We start from the raw sequence: 20,916 nt of genomic DNA, 5'->3' as shown, positions 1-20,916 counted from the left end.
CAGTATCTGCGAGTAGCCTTTATAAAGGCTACTCTTGACAAATATTTTTATTAGGTATATCATCAAAGAACGTTTCTTTTTAAGAAATGTCGTACTCGCGAACCCTTACTAAAAATTAAAATAAGTAAGTAGATAGGAGTAGGTCGCTAACTAAACAGTAAAAAACATAAAAATGGAAAATCGACTTTATGTAGGAAGTCTTTCATACGATACCAAGGAAGACGCTCTTAAAGAGTTATTTTCTCAAGCCGGCACCGTGACTTCAGCCAATGTCATTATGGATAAGTTCTCGGGCAGGTCAAAAGGATTTGGTTTTGTCGAAATGGCCTCTGAAGAAGAAGCCAAAAAGGCAATTGAAATGTTCAACGGAAAAGAAGTTGACGGAAGAAAATTAGCCGTTGACATCGCCAGACCAATGGAGAAGAGAGACACTTTTAAGAAATTTTCCGGTGGATTCAGAGACAGATTCGGTTCAAGAGGCCGAAACTCAGGGTCCGAAGAAAGCTTCTAGTACTCAAACAAAAAAGCCCTTAAATTGGGTTTTTTTGTTTTTCAAAAACATGATAATTCCTCAAAAAGTATTTTTCGTAAAAGGAGCAGGCGTTCACAAAGACAAATTGGCTTCTTTTGAGCTGGCCTTAAGGGATGCCGGCATAGAAAAGTGCAATATAGTTTATGTCTCCAGTATTTTTCCTCCGGGCTGTAAATTAATAAGCAAGGAAAAGGGTCTAGAATATCTTATGCCCGGCCAAATTGTTTTTTGCGTAATGGCGAGAACCGAAACCAACGAACCCAACCGCTTGGTTTCAGCCGCCGTTGGTTTGGCGGTGCCCTTTGCCGAGAATCAGTACGGCTATCTTTCAGAACATCATTGTTTCGGCGAAAAAGGAGAAAAAGCGGGGGAATATGCCGAGGATTTGGCAGCTACCATGTTAGCCACCACGCTCGGTATTTCTTTTGATTCCAATCAGGCTTGGGACGAAAGAGAACAGATTTATAAAGCCAGCGGCCAGATTATTAAAACAACCAATATTTGCCAGTCAGCCGAGGGCAATAAAGACGGTTTGTGGACAACGGTTATTTCCGCCGCGGTTTTCATTACCGATAACTGCGAACAAAAATAAATTCTTAATAAATCTTCTAAATTTCATTAGAAAAAGACGCTTTAGTGCGTCTTTTTCTTTATATTTAAGGGGGATGAAGGTTTTATGGTTATTATGGTAGATTGCTGAATCCTCTCTTAATCATAGCCTCAACATTTTCGTTAGCATTAAAATATTGAATTGATATATTAGGATGTTCATTTTTAAACACACGGAACACTTCATCGACAAAAGCTTGTCCGACAGATTCCACGCTCTTAAAATCTAACACAATTTGCTTAAACTTTTCGAGCCCTACTAAAAGTCTCTTTGCTTGAGAACGAGAAATATGTGGATCTCCGGGGTCGGCGCTTAATGCTACCGCAACTATTGTTTTTCCAAATCCAATTTCTTGATTCGAATATTGGTCCATAATTTCTTTTAATGTTTTAATAGAATTAAGTGATAGACGCATTCGAATATATGTTCCTTTCCCGAAATTTTCTCTTTTTTCGGATGATAAAAACCATTCTGAGTTTGCAAACGTGTAATACATATCATTAGAAAAAATAGAAAAGCTATCAAAAACTCTCGAACTAAAAAATATCCCCTCGCCAGTATGCCCAGCAGGATCGGTCGTAAACTTTCCTTTAGACAAATGGAGTATTGATTCTCTTATTGATTCTAAATTTAATGCTTTTTGAATTTTTTGGAATATACCTATCCCATCATCAATTATCGTAATTGTTAACTTATTGTTATTGATTTCTATGCTTGTATATATTTTTGTGCCTTCGGAATGATGAATGGCATTATTAAATATTTCAGTAAAGCCATATGCACAAATATTTTTTATATTATCGGCATAATCTAACATCATCGGCTTAACATAAACAGACCATATTCTATCTTCTTTAAGCGACGGTTTTATTTTTTCGTTGAATTCAATAAAATTACTCTTTGCAAGAAAATAACGAGTCCACCTATTGTCTCCAATTTTAATTATTTTTCCGGCTGTTACTTCTCGGGCAATATATGCATGAGCTCTTTGCCTTGAGAATCCAAATTTTTTAGCAACTAGAGGAGCTATATCATTTGGATGATTTTTAATTTCGTTGAGAATAAATTCTCTAACTTCATTGCTAATTTTATTCATATAAAACAATTATAATCCTTTATAAATCATCTGTAAACCCCTAAAATTGTATCTGTAAACCCCTAAAAGTGCTTTCTGTAAACCCCTCTAGCTTCCGTAAATAGCAGGTGTCAAATTTTGATTTTTAAAGAGTAATCCGACCCTTGTTTGTTTTTAGCTATTTTTTTTGGTATATATGCCTTTTTTCTGTCTTGACTTTTTAAAAATAATACGATATAATATTAAAATGATTAAGAATAAGATTTTAAAATTCAAAGACTTTTTAGTTGTGAATTTTCAGAAAATAAAAAATTCAAAAGAAGAATTAAAAAGGCTGTCCAAGCCCTTCCTTTTTATTTTCTTGGTCAGTTTTCTAGTTATTAACTGGAGCGATATTTCCTGGGCTTTTAATTATAAAATTACTTCCCAAATTCTAATTAAGTCCCTGCCTCAGATTAAATTTTCTCCGGCGTTCGGTTTTTTTGATAAAATTTTTGCGGAGAACATTCAAAAAGAAAAAAAAGAAATAAAAAGACCGGCTAACCCGGGAAATTTGGAAATTCCCAGATTCGGAGTTTTAGTTCCCCTTATTTTTATTGATAGCGAAAACGAAAAGGAATTGTACGGCGCTTTGGAAAAGGGTACGGTTCATTTTACCGATTCTGCTTTGCCGGGCCAAATCGGACAAACTATAATTTTAGGGCACAGCTCTCCTGCTAATTGGCCGAAAATAAACTACGACTGGGCTTTTAGCAAGATAAACGAACTGAATGAAGGAGACGAGGTCATCCTTTATGTCGAAAATCAAAAATATGTTTATTCAGTTAAGCGGAAGTTTTTTTTGGACAGGGGAGAGCAAATTCCGGAAGATGATTTGACAAAGAAAGAAAATGTTTTAATATTGGTGAGTTGCTGGCCTCCGGGCAAAGATGTAAAAAGAATTGCCGTGGAAGCTGAGTTAAAAATATTTTAAATATTATGAAAAAAAATTTATTAATTGTTTCTTTAGTTTTATTTTTTTCTTTTGTTCTAACGGTTAATGCCCAGAGTCAGACTCTTTCTTTGGACCTGGAAGCGATTCCCGCCTCCGGCTGTTCGCCTTTGAATGAAGTTGATTTAAAGGTCACGGTTTCGGGAACTGCCCAAGGAAATATTAATTATAAGTTTGACTGTACTGATAACGGAATCTGGGATTTAGAAATAAACAATTCCAATGCCGCTTTTTATACTGTTGTTAATCTCTGCGACTATTCTTCGCCGGGGAACTATACTGCCAAAGTAAGAGCCGAGAGAGAAGGCAAGACCGCTGAAGATACTTTTCAAATTCAAGCTTCCAATTGCAACCCTTCAGCTCCGACAGTTGATATTAAAGCCAATAATTCCGATGGACCTGTAACTATTGCCTATAATACATCCGCAAATTTAAGTTGGACTTCGGGTAATGCCAATTCCTGTACAGCTTCAGGGGATTGGTCAGGTTCAAAATCAACTTCCGGTTCCGAGTCAACCGGCAACCTTACTTCTTCCAAATATTACACAATTACTTGTTCAAATTCGGGAGGCACTGCTGTTTCGAATAGCGTTTGGATAAACATTTCCGGCGCCAATACGGGAAATATTTTTACGGAAAAGTTAGCTCGGAACCTTTCTGACGGAGGAGCTTTTGCGAATTTAATTTATGCTGACCCTGGAGAATTAATTTCTTTTTCTATCAGAGTCAGGGCAGAAAATTCCAGTTTATATAATGTAATAGTGACCGACACTCTGCCTGACAAGTTGATTTATCAAAACAATTCCCTGCAAGTAAACGGGACAGCAGTTTCCGGAAATATTTTTTCGGGTTTGAATATCGGGGATTTGTCTTCGGGCCAGGAAAAAACAATTACTTTTACCGCTTTTCTGGCCGGAGCCGATAAATTTAATTCCGGCCAAAATCAACTGGTAAATACGGCTTTAGTTTCGAGCTCTAATAATTCAAATTCAAAAACCGCCACCATTGTTGTTACTAAAACTGCGGCAGCTGGAGCTGCGACTAATGTTAACACCGGCATCACCAATAATTTATTGCTTGATTCTTTCTTTTTGCCCTTATCAATTGCTCTAGGCATTGTTTGGTTTTTTAAGTCCTATATTGTAAGAATTCAGGATTGGTTTTATTTAAAAAGAAAAAAATATCAGGATTATAATTCTAAAAAAGTTCTTGAATTGAAAATCGCCCAGATTAAAGCCCGTGATTTTCTAAAAAAGAAATAAAGTTTTTGTTTTTTATTTGTTCAGTAGAAAATTTATCCTGAACGTAGTTGAAGGATGTCCTAAGGATATTGACAAGATTTTTCAATATTGTAAATTGGAATAGTCCAGCGTAGCTAACATGCTACGCTTTTAAAATTGAGTGAATGAATTTCTGTAGATAAAATAAACAAGATTCATTCAGTCCGATAAATCGGACTAGAAATTAAAATGCCGTCCTTGGGCACCGTTTTTAGATGATAAGTTCCTCCCTAATTTCGGTGCCCGCGGACGACATTTTAGAAGAAAAATTGGTGTGGATTAAATGGTGGAAAACTTTTGGAAAACTTTTCCTTTTATCACTTGACCTTTTATTTAGAATATCATAAATTGAATAAGTATTAAATTGGATAATTATCTAGCGGAGGAACTAGATCAGACCAAGTGATTTTTTCACATTGCGAAAAAATTAGAGAAAATTTAATTTATAAAAATGGGAGAGAGAAATTTAATTTTGCCGTTCTTTGTTTGAACGGTTTTTGTTTACCCTGAGCTTGTCGAAGGACTTGTCCTGCTTGTCCTGAGTTCGTCGAAGGAAGCGAGCGAAGCGAGTCGAAGGGTTTGCCCTGAGTGGTTCGATAAACTCACCATAAACTCCGTCGAAGTGTTACATTTACATATATATATAAACGGCCAGGAAGTAATCTTTGCCGGCGTATCTAAAAAATTAGATGTGGCGGCAAGGGTTTCAACCCTGAAATATGTCCCGAACCGGAGGAGTTTCGGGCGACCTGACCCTTTTGGGTTTGGGGTATGATTCAGGGCGTAATTAATCCGTAGTTGAAAAATACTGCGGTGAGACCCTAACAAGGTCGAGCCACCGTGGGCTACACGGGAAATAAATTAAAAATAACTAACTCCGTTTAACTTGCTTTGGCAGGTTAACGGGGGAAAGAAAAAATACAAAATACACTATGAAAAAAATAATTTTAAGCTTAGCCATAATTGGCGCAGCTTCTGCAATAGCAGTGGGCGGAACCATTGCTTATTTCAGCGACACAGAGACCAGCACTGGCAACACTTTCACTGCTGGTAGCTTGGATTTAAGATTCCAAGTTGGGGGTGCGGCAGGACCATGGACAGATGTAAATGGTGCTCCTCTTTTTGATGGAGTGACTTTTCCTTTAGGAGATATGAAACCCGGTGATACTGGTGAAAAAACAGTAAGATTATGGGTTGATGATAACCCTTCTTGTGGAAAGGTTTCTATTGATGTAACTGAGGATTCAGATAATACTTGTACTACGCCCGAAGGAAAAGATGAAATGATGGGAAATCCTGATCTTCCCGGAACCGTCGCTGGTTGCGATGAGACAGGTGAGTTAAATGATAATGTTAGTTTCATTGTTTGGCTGGATCAAGGCGTTACTCCTGGATTTCAAGGCCCACAAGATCTTAGCGAATGTGATAACGATTACGTTGGTCAGTTTGAACCAATATTAACTTCAGGCACAATTACAGAAGATAAAGAGTATGGCATTGGAGAACTTCCAATAACCGAAGTAAATGCACAATGCTATGGTATTGCATATTGTTTTGGAACATGGAATCAAGATGGAACTTGTAACGGTGCTTTACTTGATAATAAAACACAATCAGATTCTTTCAATGCTGATTTAACTATTGATGCTTTACAGAAAAGAAATCAATTTGATAGCGGTTGTCCAACCGGAGATTGGCTACAAGATTAATTTTTTGAAAGGAGGAAAAAAATAAGTTATGAAAAAAATATTAATTAGCTTAAGTATTATTGGAGTAGTTGCTGCGATTGGAATTGGAGCAACGATTGCCTACTACAACGACACCGAGACATCCACAGGCAACATTTTAGTTGCAGGCACAATGGATTTGAAAGTTGACCATAAATACGCAATGTATGACGGAAACGAATGCGTAAAAGATTGCGTTGAGAATCCAAGCGTCAACCTCATCCAAAATGGAAGTTTTGAAGTGCCCGAAGTTACCGACCCTGCTAAATGGGAGATATTCCAATCTGGCGCATCGGGACTTATTTGGACCGTTGAGTGGGCAGGATCCCAAACAAGTTACGGCGGTTATGACAGGCCTGCCCCGGCTTTGGTTGAATATCATGAAGGAGTTCTTGGTAACGCCCAGGATGGCGACCAGTATGCAGAACTTGATTCTGACTGGTTCGGACCCAATCATCCTTTGAATGGCGAGCCAGCTTTGGTAAAAATTTATCAGAACATTCCTACCACTCCGGGTGCAAAGTATAAACTTCATTATTATTTTTCACCGCGTCCTAATACAGGCAGCGGAGAAAACATTCTTAATGTTGAGATAGATGATGTTTTGGCCCAGACAGTAGGTCCAGTTGCAGGAGGAGGAAGCATACTTTGGACAGAATATACTAAAGAATTTACTGCAACCAATGCTTCTACAAAAGTAGAATTTATTGGCGGCGGAACTGATAATTCCTTAGGCATATTTTTGGACAACGTTAGCGTTCATCCTTATAACTGCACCTACCAGATTACCGGCGGAACTTGCACTCTTTGGGACTTGAAAGATTTGGGACAGGGTGATTATTATTGGCATTATGGTGATGTTAAACCCGGAGATTACGGCGTAAATATCATCAGCTTGCACGCTTACAACAACGATGCATATGCTTGTATAATGACTCACGACATTGTTGATTTGGATAATACACTTGTAGATCCAGAGTTAGCATTGGGTGATACTTTAGCAACGGGTGAACTTTCGCCATTCATAAAAATATTTGCCTGGGAAGATATTAACCAAAATAATATTTATGATGACGGACCGAGCTCTATAATTGTTGGACCAAACGTTCCACTTACCACAGCAATAGGTAAGATTCCTCTTACAGCATCCAATACTAAATATGTTGGACTTGCTTGGTGTGCTGGGACACAGACAGTTGTTGGAAATATAATTTCCTGCGACGGTTCTTCAATGGGTAATATTGCCCAGACAGATTCATTCACTGCTTCAATTACAGCTTACGCAGAACAACAGAGAAATAATGAAAACTTTGTTTGTCCTAACTGGAATCAATCAATAAAACAGTAATACTTAACTCTCGAAACTTTTTAGACTGCCTCACGACTTGTGGACGTGAGACAGTCGCTAAAGGTTTTAATTTATTAAAAACCAAAAGGTCGAATTTTGGAGGGAATAAAAATATAATCGATAAATAAAAATTAAAAAATAACAATGAATAAAAAATTATTAATCAGTTTAAGCATAGTCGGAATAATTGCTGTTGTTGCTATTGGTGCAACGATTGCTTTATTCAATGACACAGAAACCAGTACTGGCAACATTTTAGTTGCAGGTTCGTTGGATTTGAAAGTTGACCATTTGAGACAAACTTATAACGGCGTAGATTGCAATACTTGTAATCTTACCCTTATAAGTGACCCAACTAATATTGTGGTCAAGAAAGATGGTTCATCCGTCACTCCTTATCCTGCAGTGTTTGTTGGAAGTACTCAACCTCCTATGTTTAGTGCTCCCAACTGGTTTCATTCTGCCTGGACAGCACAGAATGATTCTCAGCTTGCAGCTGCCGGAGCCAAGTGGATTTGGGAATCAGACCCAACTCAAGACGCAGATACCAGAGTTGATGTCACTTACACTTTTGAGAAAACATTTGAGTGGTATGGGCCGATTCTTTCGTCGGATTTGTTATTTGCTATTGGTTCCGACAATAGTATAGTGGTTAAACTTAATGGTGAAACAATCGCTACGAATCCAATGGAGCAAGGTTATCAGGAAGAACATATGCTTCATATTCCAGCGGCAGACGTTAATGACCATATAGTGCAGGGTACAAATGTTCTTACTTTTGAAGTTAAGAACTGGGCGTTAGCGGACGGCACTTATTGGAAAAATCCCGGAGGACTTATTTATAAATTTTTCATTAGCGGAAATTGTCAGGATAATTACTTTAAGAGTCACTGTCAACTTTGGGGCGAAAAAGATTTAGTGAATGAACATTTCTGGAATTTTGACGATGTGAAACCCGGAGACAGAGGAACAAATCTTATCAGCTTGCATGTTTATGACAACGATTCATGGGCTTGTTTGTTAGTTAACAATAAACAGGAACTTGAAAATACATGGTTGAATCCTGAAAAGAAAGCCGGAGATGTAACTGAGAATATGGGAGAGCTTTCACAGTTTATTAAAGTGTTCGGCTGGAACGATGCTGACCAAGACGGAGTATATGATGCTGGTGAAGCAACATTATTCCAAGGGTCATTAGCTAATCCGGTTGCAACACTTAAAATTGCTGATTCTACTCAATTACCGCAAATACCCGGCGATACGACAAAATATGTCGGCTTAGCTTGGTGTTTCGGAAATCAAATTGTGGACACAGTTAATGGTATAATCACTTGTGATGGTTCCGGAGTAAGCGATATTGCCCAAAGCGACCAGCTTATTGCCGACCTTACAGCTTATGCCGAGCAATGGAGAAACAACAGTAACTTTACTTGTGAAAGCCTTAATCCTCATCAGTTGGTAAACGGCGGTTTTGAAACAGGAGACACTACCGGTTGGACTGTAACAGGTCAAAACGCTGTAGTGGGTTCTTATGTGAGCGACCAAAACACTACTTATAATCCTGTAGAAGGAAATAAGTTTTTAGTTTTGACTGCAGGTCAGCAAAATGTCTATACAATCGCCAGTCAGCAAATTACATTATCTGCCGGAGAAAAACTTGAGGGATGGGCAGCTTTTGATGCCAAGGATTATCTTCCATTTGATGATGACGCCGCAGTGGTTGTCGTTAGCGGAGGTTCAATAACTCCATGGTCTGCAAGCGTTGCAGGAACCGGAAATTATGGCGAAACCCCTTGGACTCATTGGAGCTTTACAGCACCATCTGCCGGAGTTTACACTTTGGAATTGAAAGTAGAAAATGTTGGAGACGGTATATTGCCTAGCTCTGCTTTGTTTGATGCAAATGTAGTGACGCCTTAATATTTATTAATTAAAGCTTTTTAGACTGCCTCACAACTTGTGGATGTGGGACAGTCGCTAAAATCTTTATGAAAGCATTCAAAAATTTACCCTCCCACTTAAAATAATATGGAAGAATCAGAAAAAACAAAAAAACCTATTCTTCAAGAAATAAAAACAAATAAACGTTTCACCCGTTTAAGTGGGTGGGTTTATTACATATTTCTGATTTTTATAGTTTTGGTTGCAGGCTTGCTGATTGTTTCGGTTTTTCCGGTTACCGGAAATATTAAATTTATGATTGTGCAGTCAGGTTCAATGGCGCCCCAGATTAAAACCGGAAGCTTGGTGATGGTGAAACCGCTCCCTTCGGCAGGCTCAGGGCAAGCAGATTATAAAATCGGAGACGTGATTACTTTCGGGCCGGTGACAAAAACCAAAGCGCCGACCAGCCACAGAATTTTTGACATTAAAGTTAACGAAGGAAATGTTGTTTATATTACTAAAGGGGACGCCAATAATGCGCCTGACGCCAGAGAAGTCCAGAAAAAAGAAGTTTTAGGAAAGGTCGTTTTTTCAATCCCTTATTTAGGCTACGTGGTTAATTTCGCAAAACAGCCCATGGGATTCGCTTTGTTAATTATAGCTCCTGCCCTCGTGATTATTTTTGACGAAATCAAGAAAATAATACATGAAATTAAAAAGAATAAAGAAAAAAAAGCCCAAACTAATTAAGGCTGAAAGTAAAAGAAAGAAAAAGCCAAAGTTAGTTAAGGCGAAAACAAGGAAAAAGAAAGCCCTTCGACTGCGCTTCCTTCGACTGCGCTCAGGACAGGCAGGACGAGTCCTTCGGCTACGCTCGGGATCAGAATTTGCTTTTATCAAAAAGTTAATTCTGAAAATCTCAGCTTTATCGCTTATTGTGCTTTTGAATTGGAACGCCTTGTCTATCATCGGCGAAACTATTGCTTATTATAACGACACAGAGGATTCCAATGCTAATTTTTATCAAGCCGGAACTTTAGATTTTTATTTATCTTCGCCAACTCCGAATTTTATTCCCTTAGAAACCGTTGCTAATATGAAAGCCGGGGATACAATCACCCGGGAAATTAGCATTATTCAAGAAGCAAATACCAATCAATTTAAATATAATATCAAAACAGTCCAAGCCGGCGGAAATCTTGATTTTTGCAATCTTTTAAAATTAGAAGCCAAGCTAAATGGCGAAACAAAATACAGCGACGGCTTGATGAATTTAAATATAGACCCGTTAATTGTAATTGGCGACGACAAACAAGATGATTGGCTTTTCACCGTAACCTTGCCTTCAGATGTGATTTTTGTTCCCGGAGAAGTTTGCCAGGTAAAATTTGTTTTTGACGGCTCCCAGACGAGAAACGATTTAGCGTTTGGCCAGGGATTTAACGACACAGAAGAAATAAACAGTTCTTTTGCTGCCGGAGGAATAAAAATAAATAAAGTTTATTATGACGTGGACGCTGACCACGGTTTAGAGCCTGGCAACGAATTTATTGAGATATATAATCCTTTGGATAATCCGGTAGATATTTCCGGCTGGACAATTGAAGATAATTCTTCGACCGATGTCATTCCATCTTCCAGTCCTATTCCAGCCAAAGGATTTGCGATTATTACAGGCAGTGCTTCGACCTGGAGTTACTGGCAGATTCCGGATGATATAATAAAAATTGTTTTAGATGATGGCGCAATCGGGGACGGATTAGACAATGATTCGGACCGGGTAATTCTTAAGTTGCCCAGCGGAACAATAGATGATGCCGTGAGTTATGGCACTGACACTTTTGCCTTTGACCCGGCTTGTCCTGACGTTAACGAAGGCCATATGCTGGCGAGGATTCCAACCGGCCTTGATACAAACCAGGCCTCGGATTGGAAAGATTTAGGATTGCCTGAAATTACGGTAATCTGGCCTAATGGCGGAGAAGTTTTGTATGTCGGCCGAACTTATGATTTAAAATGGTCAGCCACTAATCCAAACGGCACTGACACTGATTTAACAATTGACCTTTGGTATTCTCGAGATTCAGGAGCTACTTGGGGGAAGATAGCAACAGGAACGGAAAATGACGGTACTTATGCCTGGAGAATACCTTTATATATAGGAGGCACTTATTATGTTGTTTCTCATACTGCCAGGATAAAAGCTGTGGCTTGGGGACCGGAGAACTTTATGGTGCAAGATTGGGATATGTCTGACGCTGATTTTTGTCCGCCAATAGATTATGAATTATTATTGCCTGAAGAAATAGAAGCTTTGAAAGCTATGGGATTGTTGCCTGAAGAAGGTTCTACCACTTCCGAGGAAATTTCCACTACCACAGAAGAATTTCCTACTACAACGGAAGGAATCGCCACTACTACGGAAGATTTAATAATCGAAGGAATTTTTGGTGGAGGCGGCGGCGGAACAGGAGTTTCCACTGATGATGGAACAATTGTTATCGAAGAAACATTGACCGAAGAAACATTGACCGAAGAAACACCAATAGAAGAATTACCGGCCGAGGAAACACCAATAGAAGAACCGCCAGTCATTGAAAATAATCCGACAGAAGAACAAATTTCAATAGACCAAACTCCGGCAATTGAACAGGAAGTGATTATGTCGCCCCAAGACAGCTCTTCAGTTCAAGGCAATCCGCCAGCTGGCGATCCGCCAACTGATGGAAGCACGGGCGGAGACAGTACAATAAGCCCGGAACCAGCTCCGAGCGCAGTTGAACCTCCGCCGGCAGCAGTTGTGGAAACAACGGGCGCTGCTCCTGAACCGAGCGCTGTTACAGAATAAATTTAAAAATGAACAAAGTTTATAAAACAATTTTATTAATTTCACTTATCGTTCTTGGAACAGGGATTTTAACAGTGAATTCAACTTATGCTCAACCTGCTGATCCTTTGGCAGTTGAATTTGAAAAAACGCCTTTGTTCAAAGAGGCGAACTTTTTGCCGGGCGAGGGAATTACCCGCTGGATAAAAGTAACCAACAACAGCGGAGAAAGCCGAGGAATTGCCATTGAAACAATAAATGAAAGCGACCCGGATAATTTTGCTTCCCAATTGAATTTAACAATCAAAGAAGGAGCAACTATTCTTTATAACAATACTTTGATTAACTTTTTTAACGCCGGACAATTTTATCTTTCTGATTTGGCTAATGGGGCTACAAAACAATATGACCTTACGATTGCTTTTGATTCCGCAAGCAATAATGATTATCAGGGAAAAGCATTGGGTTTTGATATTTTAATCGGATTTCAGGGAGAGGAAGGACAAGACGGAGATGGCAACGGCATAACGGAAGGTGGAGGCGGCGGAGGAGGCGGAGGCGGAACTTTGCCACAGGGTTTAACTATTTTGAGCGAATCAGTGGCTTCAACCAATCTTACCGGTTGTGAATCCTGCAGTATAACTATCAATTGGACTACAAATTATTTTTCTACCAGCCGGGTAGTTTATTCAAAAGCGAGCGAATCCCACAACTTTGATTTATATGCTTTAAATTATGGCTACGCAAATTCAAAAGAAGGAGACAACAGCTTGCTTGAAAAAGTAACCGCTCATTCCGTAACTATTACCGGGCTTTCTCCAAATACCACTTATTATTTCCGCTGCGAATCCCATGCTTCACCGTCATCAATTACCGGAGAATTTAATTTCACTACTGTGACCGCAGAAAATTGCGCTAACCAAAATACAGGCGGGAATCAAGAAGAAGGAGGAAATCCTCCAGCTGGCGGAAGTGAAACGCCCGGTCAACAAATTGCTTTGGGCGGAGAAACCGGAGGCAATCAAGGACCTGTCCCGAGCGAAGTCGAAGGGGGCGAGGGAAATGAGCTGACAGCAGGAAATGGCGGACAAGGAGAAGAAGAAGGGCAGGAAGGATTGGGAAATCAAGCTAATGAAGGTCTTAGAGCTTTTCTCTCAGGAGGATTAGCTTCTTTAATAGATGTACTGGGAAAATTTGGCAATAACTGGCTGATAATTTTACTTTTAATTATTATCTTATTTTTGTTGTTTTTATTATTTAAAAGAAGAAAAAAAGAAGAAAAATAAAATGCATTTTGATATAATAAAAAAGTCGCTTTTAGTGGCTTTTTTCTTAACAAAAAAGTAGGACATTTGGATAGGACAAATGCGATAAATTAATTCAAGTTTTATATTGACAGAACACAGAAAGTCAGTGTATAATTGCAACACAAGAATTGAATAAATAATTGGAACACAAATGACAGTTCTTTGAATTTTTGTGCCGGTTTATAATGCCTTTTTTTGATAAAAGGGAAGGCAGGAGGGAACCTACAATAAGAAATAATTTAACCGGTTGTTAAAAATTTTTTAACAGCTGGCTCAAGAATTCTTGGGTAAGAATTATTTGAACGCTTTTTCACAGGAAGTGTTTTTTGTGTTTCATAAAAGAAGTAAAAAAAGGCCGAAAGTCAGTTATAAAAAGTCGAAAAATAATTATTAAATTAAAGATATAAAAAAATGAAAATACTAAGTAAAAGAATTTTAGTCTTAATGTTTATCTTTTCGTTTGTGGGAAACCTCGCTTTTCCTGGTTTTAATTTTTCAAACAAGGCAGCTGAGGTATCGGCTTGCGTACCGGAAAATGTGCAGGTTTGCCATAGGACAGAAAGCTCTGAAAATCCCTGGGTAGAAATAGAAATTTCCATAGATGCTCTTAGCGCTCATTTAGCCCAGAATCAGGAAGATTTTGTAATAGAAGGAGGGGCTTTATGTCCGCCTCCTCCGCCTCCTCCTGTTTGCGGTAATCAAACATTAGAAGCAGGCGAGGAATGTGATGACGGAAATATTATTAATGGCGACGGTTGTTCGGCGAGCTGTACTATTGAACAACCTCAATGTATCGCCGAGGGTGAAAGCGGAGCAGTTGTTCCCGAGGGTCCCGAATGCTGCCAAGGTCTAACTCAAATAGGATGCGACCAGCCGGACTTGACCGGTGAATGTTCGGGCGAATGCGTAGGAGCTTTTTATTGTACAATGTGCGGAAATGGAGTTTGCGGTCTTGGAGAGAATAAATGTAATTGTCCTCAGGACTGCGGAGAAGTAATTATTTACGGTTACAAGGTTGTTTGCGACAGCGAACAATATTTACCCAACTGGGGCGACGGACAAGATGTTTCAATAATAACCGAGCAAGTTATCAATGATTTTGTCGCCCAAAATTCCCAATACTGCCATCTTGAATCAGGATGGGATTTTGAATGGGGCAGAAACGGCGAAGCCCAAAAGCAAAATGGCGACTATATTGGCTTTGCCCCGGACGGAAATGGATGGAATGATTTTGATAATCCTACCGGCGCTACTCCGGCCAAGGTCATTTTAAGTGAAGATGAGCTCAATGGTAACAATCAAATTTGGGTGAGAGAAGTTTTAAAACAAGGATATATTCCTTTTTCTAATCCTCCCGGAGATTTACAGAACAGCACAAGCGCGGAAATGTATTGTTATCAAGATGTATTAAATTACGACAACTACGATTATATTTTGAATCCGCAATTAGGAGAGGAATATTACTGCGTTGCTTTTAACGCTCTTGAAGAAACAGAGCCTTATTGCGAATTAGAATTGACCAAAACCGATAACATTGACCCCGTAGATGCGGGAGCTCAAATTGTTTATCACTTGAACTTAAAGAATACGGGAACTGCCAATTGTACCGGCGGCGGAGTCAGAGTAAAAGACGTTTTTGACCAAAATACAAGCTATGTCAGTTCCAGCAAAACTCCCGAAGAAGTAACCAGCACTTATATTAAATGGAATTTCGGAATTTTAACTCCGGGAGAAGAAGAAAATATTGACCTGACTATGCAAGTTTCACAAGATACTCAGTGCGGAACTATTCTGGAAAACAAAGCAAAATATTGGTCTGACCAGACCGGCTGGGGAGAGTTCGTGATAGAGCAAACAACGGTTGATTGTGATGACCAATTGACAATTTATGCTTCCAAAATAGTTTGTCAGTCCGAAACCGATTTGCCAAACTGGGGCGACGGCGGTCCAAACATTACAGCAAAAACCGCTCAGTCGTTTGTTGAGGGTAATCAAAACTGCCACTTAGCTTCAGGCTGGAATTTTGAATGGGCTTTTGCCGGAACACCTAATCCCGGAGACAATATTATAGGTCCCGCGGGTTCAGGATGGACAACTTTCGGTCCCACAGACAGCAACGGAATAGCGAGCGTAAATATTAGCACTACCAGCGGAGACAGAATATGGCTTCGTGAAATAATGAAACAAGGATATATTCCTTTTTCAGGAGACACAAGCGCTCCTCGAGATAACGTTGGCGCCGAGCTTTATTGCCACGAAGATGTTTTAAACTATGATAACTACGACTATATTTTGAATCCCCAGTTAGACGAAAGTTATTATTGCGTTGCTTTTAACGCTTTAACTCCGGTGGAGTCTTATTGCGGCGATGGAATATTGAATGGCGATGAACAATGTGATGACGGAAATATTATTGACGGAGACGGTTGTTCAGCCAGTTGCACTATTGAACTTCCGATCTGCGATCCGGAAGAAGAACTAATCGTTAACAACGGTTTTGAATTGCCTTTAGTTTCAACTCCTCAATTGTGGAATATTTTTGATTCAATTGCCGGAAATTGGACAGTTGAATGGAGAAACGATATTCCGGCCATTTGGAATGATGTTGCAAGGCCTGAACCGGCCCATCTTGAACTTCAGGCCGGAGTTAACGGTTGGCTTCCTTACGAAGGAATCCAATATGCCGAATTAGACACTGACTGGGATGGTCCAGCCGGAAGTTTGAGCAATGAGCCTGCTTCCGTAAAAATTTATCAGGACATCTCAACCATTCCCGGAGAAAATTATAATCTTAGTTTTTATTTTTCGCCAAGACCAAGCACCGCTCAAGGCGATAATGTTCTTGAAGTTAAATGGAATGGAAATATTTTAGACACTATTTCTCAAGCAGGTTCTTCAAATAATAATTGGTCTCAACGTGTTTATAGTTTCACTGCCAATACCAGCACTACCCGTTTAGAATTTGCTGATTTGGGAGTAGCCAATTCATTAGGTACTTTTGTTGATAGCGTAAGTCTGAGATGCCAACCCTATGTTGAGCCCGGCACCAGCACTCTCATTGTCATCGACCACGTTATCGGCGGAACAGCTACCTCGGGTGATTTTACAGTTTATGTTACAGGAACTAATACCTCTCCGGCATCATTTCCCGGCGAAGATGTTTCCGGTACTTACGTAGTACTTGATCCGGGCGCTTATAGCGTAAGCCAATCTAATAATTCGAACTATATTACTTCGTTTTCTGCCGATTGTTCGAGCACAATTATGGCAGGGGAGACAAAAACTTGTACAATAATTAATATTTACAAGGAACAACCCGAAATTAGCACTCTTATTGTTATTGACCACGTTATTGGCGGAAGCGCCACTTCAGGAGCTTTTACAGTTTCTGTAGCAGGAAACAGTCCTGTTCCTACTTCATTTCCAGGACAAGAAGCTCCAGGCACTCCGGTGATTCTTGGTTCAGGTTCTTACAGTGTAAACCAGTCCAGTCTTTCGAATTATACCACCTCATATTCTGATAACTGCTCGAGCACAATTCTGGCAGGGGAGACAAAAACTTGTACCATAACCAATAATTATCATTGCATACCGATTAAAACTTGTTCTCAATTAGAATGCAACCAAACCGATAGTTGCGGAAACTATTGCGGCGGTTGCGGCGGCTGCATTGGCCCAAACTGCGGCGGTTCGCCTTTTTGCGGCGACGGGATAGTAAATGGAAGCGAACAGTGTGATAAAAGCGCCGGGGTTACAGAGGGTTACACTTGTACCGCGTCTTGCATCTTAGAAAAAAATATATGCAATATGGATTTAAACGTAATGATGGTTATGGATGTGTCAGGCAGCATGGGATACGACAGCCCGACAAGATTGTCTATGGCTAAAACTGCAGCTAACAGTTTCATTGATAATTTAAGAAGTGGCGACCAGTCCGGATTAGTTTCATTCAGCTGGACATCTGCTTTGAATAAAAAATTATCAAACGACCATGCATCTACCAAGTCTATTATTGCCGGATTAGTTGCAAGCGGTGCTACTAACATAGGAGAGGCAATTGATAAGGCCAATAAGGAATTAATATCAGCTACTGCTTCTCCGAGCATAGCCAGAATAGAAATTCTTTTGACTGACGGAAGAGCTAATCAGCCGAATGGCAACGGTTCTAATGAAAATCCGGCTGACATAGCCCTGGCTTTGGCTAAGTCTTTGGAAGCTGCTGAAAATGGAATTATGATATTTACCATTGGATTAGGGAGCGATGTAAATACAAAAATGCTTTCTAATATGGCGAAGAACACGGGCGGCAAATATTATTTTGCTCCTACAGGCAACGATTTAAACGGAATATTTAATCAAATAGCTTCCGAGACCTGCAAAGACAGTTCTGCCACTACTTCTGCTTTTATAGAGCCTCCTATTTCCATATTTAATGCAAGACTTGGCGATATTTCGAGCACAGGAGTCACTGTTTCTTGGTACACGAATATTCCGGCTACCAGCAGGGTAGTTTACGGAGAACAAAGAGTTTCAACTCCCGGAGAATCGCCGACTTATGGATATAATTTTTCGACGGAGGAACAAGACATAGAAAATAAGGTTATTTTTCATTCCGTGATAATAACCGGCTTGGCTCCCGATAAAACTTATTACTGGAGGCCTATTTCACGAGGCTCACCGGAAGTTTTAGGTGAAGAAGAATTAATTTTTGTCACAGAGCCTTTAATTCCCGGTCCTGTTCTTGAAGAAGAACAGCCTGTTGTAGAAATTGAAGAGGGTTCAGCAGAAGGAACATCAACTGAAATTTCCCAAGGCCAAGCCCAAGGACAACAAGAAGAACATAATACTTCGTCTCCGGAACGCCAAAAATTTCTTGGTTTTCTTTCAAAGGGCCTGGCTTCAGTATTTAACACTATAGGAAAAACTAATTTATTGATTGTTTCAATTATAGTGATTTTATTTGTACTATATTTTATTTCTGAGAAGAGAAAAAAAGCCAAAAAATAGACAGCAGTTGTTTGAGAAGAAAGATTGCCTAAAAGGCAATCTTTCTATTATAATAGAGCCATTGTTTGATTAAAAATTAATTTTGTAATTTATGTTGATACTTAACCAAAAAGAAGTTAAAGATTTGCTTCCTTTGTCGGAAATCGGGCAAGTGATAGATTGTACGGAAAAAGCTTTTTTAGATTACGCAAAGGGAAAAGTGCAGATGCCTCCAAAAAGCTATTTATATTTTAAACAGTACAATGGCGACCTTCGGATAATGCCGGCCTTTGCCACTGATTTGGATATGGCAGGCACTAAGATCGTGAGCGTTCATCCGGAAAATTCTAAAAAAGGATTGCCAACAGTAATGGCGGTCATTATTTTAAACGATTCCAAGACCGGTTTCCCTTTGGCTTTAATGGACGGAACTTATATCACCGGAATGAGAACCGGCGCTGCGGGAGCAATAGCTGTCAAATATTTAGCCAGAAAAGAAGCCAAAACCTTAGGCGTGGCGGGAGCGGGCAAACAAGCCTTATTTCAAATCGTCGCTATTTCAAAAGTCAGGCCGATAGAAAAAGTTTTTGTTTGCGACCTTAGCCAAAAGAATATAACAAACCTTGCCAATTCGCTTTTGGAAATAGGAATTAAAATAGAGAAAGCTTCAATTGAGGAAGTGGCAAGGCAGGATATTTTAGTTACCACTACTCCTTCGGAAAAACCGATTATTAAGCGAGAATGGATAATGCCCGGCACTCATATTAACGCTATCGGAGCTGATGCTGCCGGCAAAGAGGAGCTGGACCCGGAAATTTTAAAAACAGCCAAAGTGGTGATTGACGATTGGGCTCAGGCCAGCCACTCCGGGGAAATCAACGTGCCTTTTAATAAAGGCATAATAGCAAAAGAAGATATTTATTCTTCTTTGGGAAAAATCGTGAACTCCGAAAAAATCGGCCGGGAAAATGACGAAGAAATTACTGTTTTTGACTCAACGGGCCTGGCTATCCAGGATTTATTCGCCGCTCATCTTGTTTATTGTAAAGCCAGAGAGAAATATATTGGCAAAGAAGTGGATTTGCAGCTTTTTAGTTGAAGTATTCTCAAAAATCAGCTAATCTGGTATCATAAATTATTCATCTATGAAGAAATTAATTTTATTTGCTTTAATTTTCTGTTTTTTGTTGGCTAATTTTAATTTGGCTCTGGCTCAAGGAAAGAAAGCCGAGGTTAATTTTTTCTATAGTTCAACCTGTCCTCATTGCGCCGCAGAAGAGAAATTTTTGGAGACCTTGAAGCAAAAATATCCGGGAATCGAAATAAAATCTTATGAAGTGGTTCACAACCCCGAGAACAAAAAAGTTTTAGAGGATTTTTACCAGAAATATAATGTTCCTGACAATGAAAAAGGATATGTGCCCGTAACTTTTACTCCAACTAAATATTTTGTCGGATTTAACGACCAGACAGGCAAGGACATTGAAACTTGCTTAATGGAATGTTTAGGTATGAATGGGGGTTCTTCTAAAACCATTAAAGTTCCTTTTCTGGGAGAAGTTGATGCTTCCAAGGTTTCTTTGCCGGTTTTAACTGTGGTTTTGGGAACTTTGGACGGGTTTAATCCCTGCGCGATGTGGGTTTTGGTGATGCTGATTTCTCTTTTGCTTGCAAGCAAATCTCGCAAGAAAATTGCCTTGATAGGCGGGATATTTATTTTTGCCGAAGGACTTCTTTATTTTCTTTTTATGACCGCCTGGCTTAACGCCTTTTTATTTATTCAATATGTTACAATCACCCGAATGCTTATAGGAGTTTTCGGAATTGGTTTTGGCGTTTTGAGAATAAAGGACTTTTTTACCTGGAAGCCGGCGACCTGCAAAGTTGTGGGGGATTCAGGCAAGGAAAAGCTTTTTAATAAAATTAATAAAGTTTTAATGCCAAAAGCCCTGCCGGCCACGATTTTGGGAGTCATTGCCTTGGCTTTCGGGGTGAATATGATAGAATTTTTCTGCTCAGCTGGTTTTCCGGTGGTGTTTACCCGCGTTTTAACGCTTCAGAATATCGGAACTCTCCAATATTACCTTTATATGTTTTTTTATAATATATTCTATATGCTGGACGATTTTATAGTTTTCGGCTTCGCTTTCTTCACCTTGAGGCATTTTGACTTCTCGGATAAGTATAATAAGTATTCAACTTTGATTGCCGGCGTCCTTATGCTTATTCTGGGAATTTTATTGATTTTCAAGCCGAATTTCCTGACATTCGGGTAAAATGGGCTAGCTTGTGGATAATTGCTTTATTCTTTGCTTAAATTAAGGTAAAATCATACAAAGCTTTAAAAAG

Annotated in this window: 14 protein-coding genes and 1 pseudogene; 14 read left to right on the top strand and 1 reads right to left on the bottom strand. The window is 39.4% G+C overall.

All coding sequences use genetic code 11. The features are described from left to right. The first annotated feature begins 172 nt into the window (after nt 1–172). Both NTU58_02030 and NTU58_02025 read left to right on the top strand, forming a co-directional pair. Nucleotides 173–511 carry an RNA-binding protein gene (locus tag NTU58_02030; GenBank protein ID MCX6764464.1) on the top strand — a complete coding sequence of 113 codons (339 nt, stop codon included), beginning with the start codon at nt 173–175 and terminating at the stop codon, nt 509–511. Between the two features lie 52 nt (nt 512–563). Continuing rightward, nucleotides 564–1,124 (top strand): arginine decarboxylase, pyruvoyl-dependent, encoded by a 561-nt coding sequence (locus NTU58_02025; GenBank protein ID MCX6764463.1) that lies wholly within the window; start codon nt 564–566, stop codon nt 1,122–1,124. A 91-nt stretch (nt 1,125–1,215) separates the two neighbouring features. On the opposite strand, the gene NTU58_02020 is transcribed toward NTU58_02025, so the two are convergent. Continuing rightward, entirely contained in the window at nt 1,216–2,238 is a 1,023-nt protein-coding gene (locus NTU58_02020; GenBank protein ID MCX6764462.1) for an STAS-like domain-containing protein, read from the bottom strand. Between the two features lie 226 nt (nt 2,239–2,464). On the opposite strand from NTU58_02020, the gene NTU58_02015 reads away from it, so the two are divergent. The 12 genes and pseudogenes from NTU58_02015 (at nt 2,465) to NTU58_01960 (ending at nt 20,843) form a co-directional block, all read left to right on the top strand. After that, the gene (locus NTU58_02015; GenBank protein MCX6764461.1) at nt 2,465–3,190 is read left to right on the top strand and encodes a sortase; all 726 of its coding nucleotides are present in this window, start codon (nt 2,465–2,467) and stop codon (nt 3,188–3,190) included. Between the two features lie 5 nt (nt 3,191–3,195). Next, a complete protein-coding gene (locus NTU58_02010; GenBank protein ID MCX6764460.1) occupies nt 3,196–4,470 on the top strand; it encodes a hypothetical protein in 1,275 nt (424 codons plus the stop codon). A gap of 950 nt (nt 4,471–5,420) precedes the next feature. Further along, on the top strand, nt 5,421–6,197 hold the full coding sequence (locus NTU58_02005) for a TasA family protein (GenBank protein MCX6764459.1): 777 nt from the start codon (nt 5,421–5,423) through the stop codon (nt 6,195–6,197). Nucleotides 6,198–6,225: 28 nt separating this feature from the next. Continuing rightward, nucleotides 6,226–7,563, top strand: coding sequence for a SipW-dependent-type signal peptide-containing protein (locus NTU58_02000; protein MCX6764458.1), 1,338 nt, complete (start codon nt 6,226–6,228; stop codon nt 7,561–7,563). Nucleotides 7,564–7,707: 144 nt separating this feature from the next. Next, nucleotides 7,708–7,824 (top strand): annotated as a pseudogene (locus tag NTU58_01995) (SipW-dependent-type signal peptide-containing protein). A 387-nt stretch (nt 7,825–8,211) separates the two neighbouring features. Continuing rightward, the gene (locus NTU58_01990; GenBank protein ID MCX6764457.1) at nt 8,212–9,483 is read left to right on the top strand and encodes a hypothetical protein; all 1,272 of its coding nucleotides are present in this window, start codon (nt 8,212–8,214) and stop codon (nt 9,481–9,483) included. Between the two features lie 108 nt (nt 9,484–9,591). Then, on the top strand, nt 9,592–10,197 hold the full coding sequence (locus tag NTU58_01985) for a signal peptidase I (protein MCX6764456.1): 606 nt from the start codon (nt 9,592–9,594) through the stop codon (nt 10,195–10,197). Beyond that, entirely contained in the window at nt 10,154–12,295 is a 2,142-nt protein-coding gene (locus NTU58_01980) for a TasA family protein (GenBank protein ID MCX6764455.1), read from the top strand. The genes NTU58_01985 and NTU58_01980 overlap by 44 nt, the downstream gene beginning before the upstream one ends. Nucleotides 12,296–12,303: 8 nt before the next feature. Then, entirely contained in the window at nt 12,304–13,560 is a 1,257-nt protein-coding gene (locus NTU58_01975; protein ID MCX6764454.1) for a fibronectin type III domain-containing protein, read from the top strand. Between the two features lie 432 nt (nt 13,561–13,992). After that, nucleotides 13,993–18,588, top strand: coding sequence for a VWA domain-containing protein (locus NTU58_01970; protein MCX6764453.1), 4,596 nt, complete (start codon nt 13,993–13,995; stop codon nt 18,586–18,588). Between the two features lie 91 nt (nt 18,589–18,679). Continuing rightward, entirely contained in the window at nt 18,680–19,666 is a 987-nt protein-coding gene (gene ala, locus NTU58_01965) for an alanine dehydrogenase (GenBank protein ID MCX6764452.1), read from the top strand. Nucleotides 19,667–19,712: 46 nt separating this feature from the next. Then, nucleotides 19,713–20,843 carry a hypothetical protein gene (locus tag NTU58_01960; GenBank protein MCX6764451.1) on the top strand — a complete coding sequence of 377 codons (1,131 nt, stop codon included), beginning with the start codon at nt 19,713–19,715 and terminating at the stop codon, nt 20,841–20,843. Nucleotides 20,844–20,916 lie beyond the last annotated feature (73 nt).

Source organism: Candidatus Nealsonbacteria bacterium, from assembly GCA_026396195.1.
Lineage (GTDB): Bacteria > Patescibacteriota > Minisyncoccia > Minisyncoccales > JAGGXC01 > JAPLXH01.
The sequence above is the reverse complement of the archived record's forward strand: the minus strand, read 5'-3'. Positions and strand labels throughout refer to the sequence as shown.

Coding starts and splice junctions, on each gene's coding strand:
- NTU58_02030 (MCX6764464.1), top strand. CDS start 173: ATGGAAAATCGACTTTATGTAGGAAGTCTTTCATACGATACCAAGGAA.
- NTU58_02020 (MCX6764462.1), bottom strand. CDS start 2,238: ATGAATAAAATTAGCAATGAAGTTAGAGAATTTATTCTCAACGAAATT.
- NTU58_02015 (MCX6764461.1), top strand. CDS start 2,465: ATGATTAAGAATAAGATTTTAAAATTCAAAGACTTTTTAGTTGTGAAT.
- NTU58_02010 (MCX6764460.1), top strand. CDS start 3,196: ATGAAAAAAAATTTATTAATTGTTTCTTTAGTTTTATTTTTTTCTTTT.
- NTU58_02005 (MCX6764459.1), top strand. CDS start 5,421: ATGAAAAAAATAATTTTAAGCTTAGCCATAATTGGCGCAGCTTCTGCA.
- NTU58_02000 (MCX6764458.1), top strand. CDS start 6,226: ATGAAAAAAATATTAATTAGCTTAAGTATTATTGGAGTAGTTGCTGCG.
- NTU58_01985 (MCX6764456.1), top strand. CDS start 9,592: ATGGAAGAATCAGAAAAAACAAAAAAACCTATTCTTCAAGAAATAAAA.
- NTU58_01980 (MCX6764455.1), top strand. CDS start 10,154: ATGAAATTAAAAAGAATAAAGAAAAAAAAGCCCAAACTAATTAAGGCT.
- NTU58_01975 (MCX6764454.1), top strand. CDS start 12,304: ATGAACAAAGTTTATAAAACAATTTTATTAATTTCACTTATCGTTCTT.
- NTU58_01970 (MCX6764453.1), top strand. CDS start 13,993: ATGAAAATACTAAGTAAAAGAATTTTAGTCTTAATGTTTATCTTTTCG.
- ala (MCX6764452.1), top strand. CDS start 18,680: ATGTTGATACTTAACCAAAAAGAAGTTAAAGATTTGCTTCCTTTGTCG.
- NTU58_01960 (MCX6764451.1), top strand. CDS start 19,713: ATGAAGAAATTAATTTTATTTGCTTTAATTTTCTGTTTTTTGTTGGCT.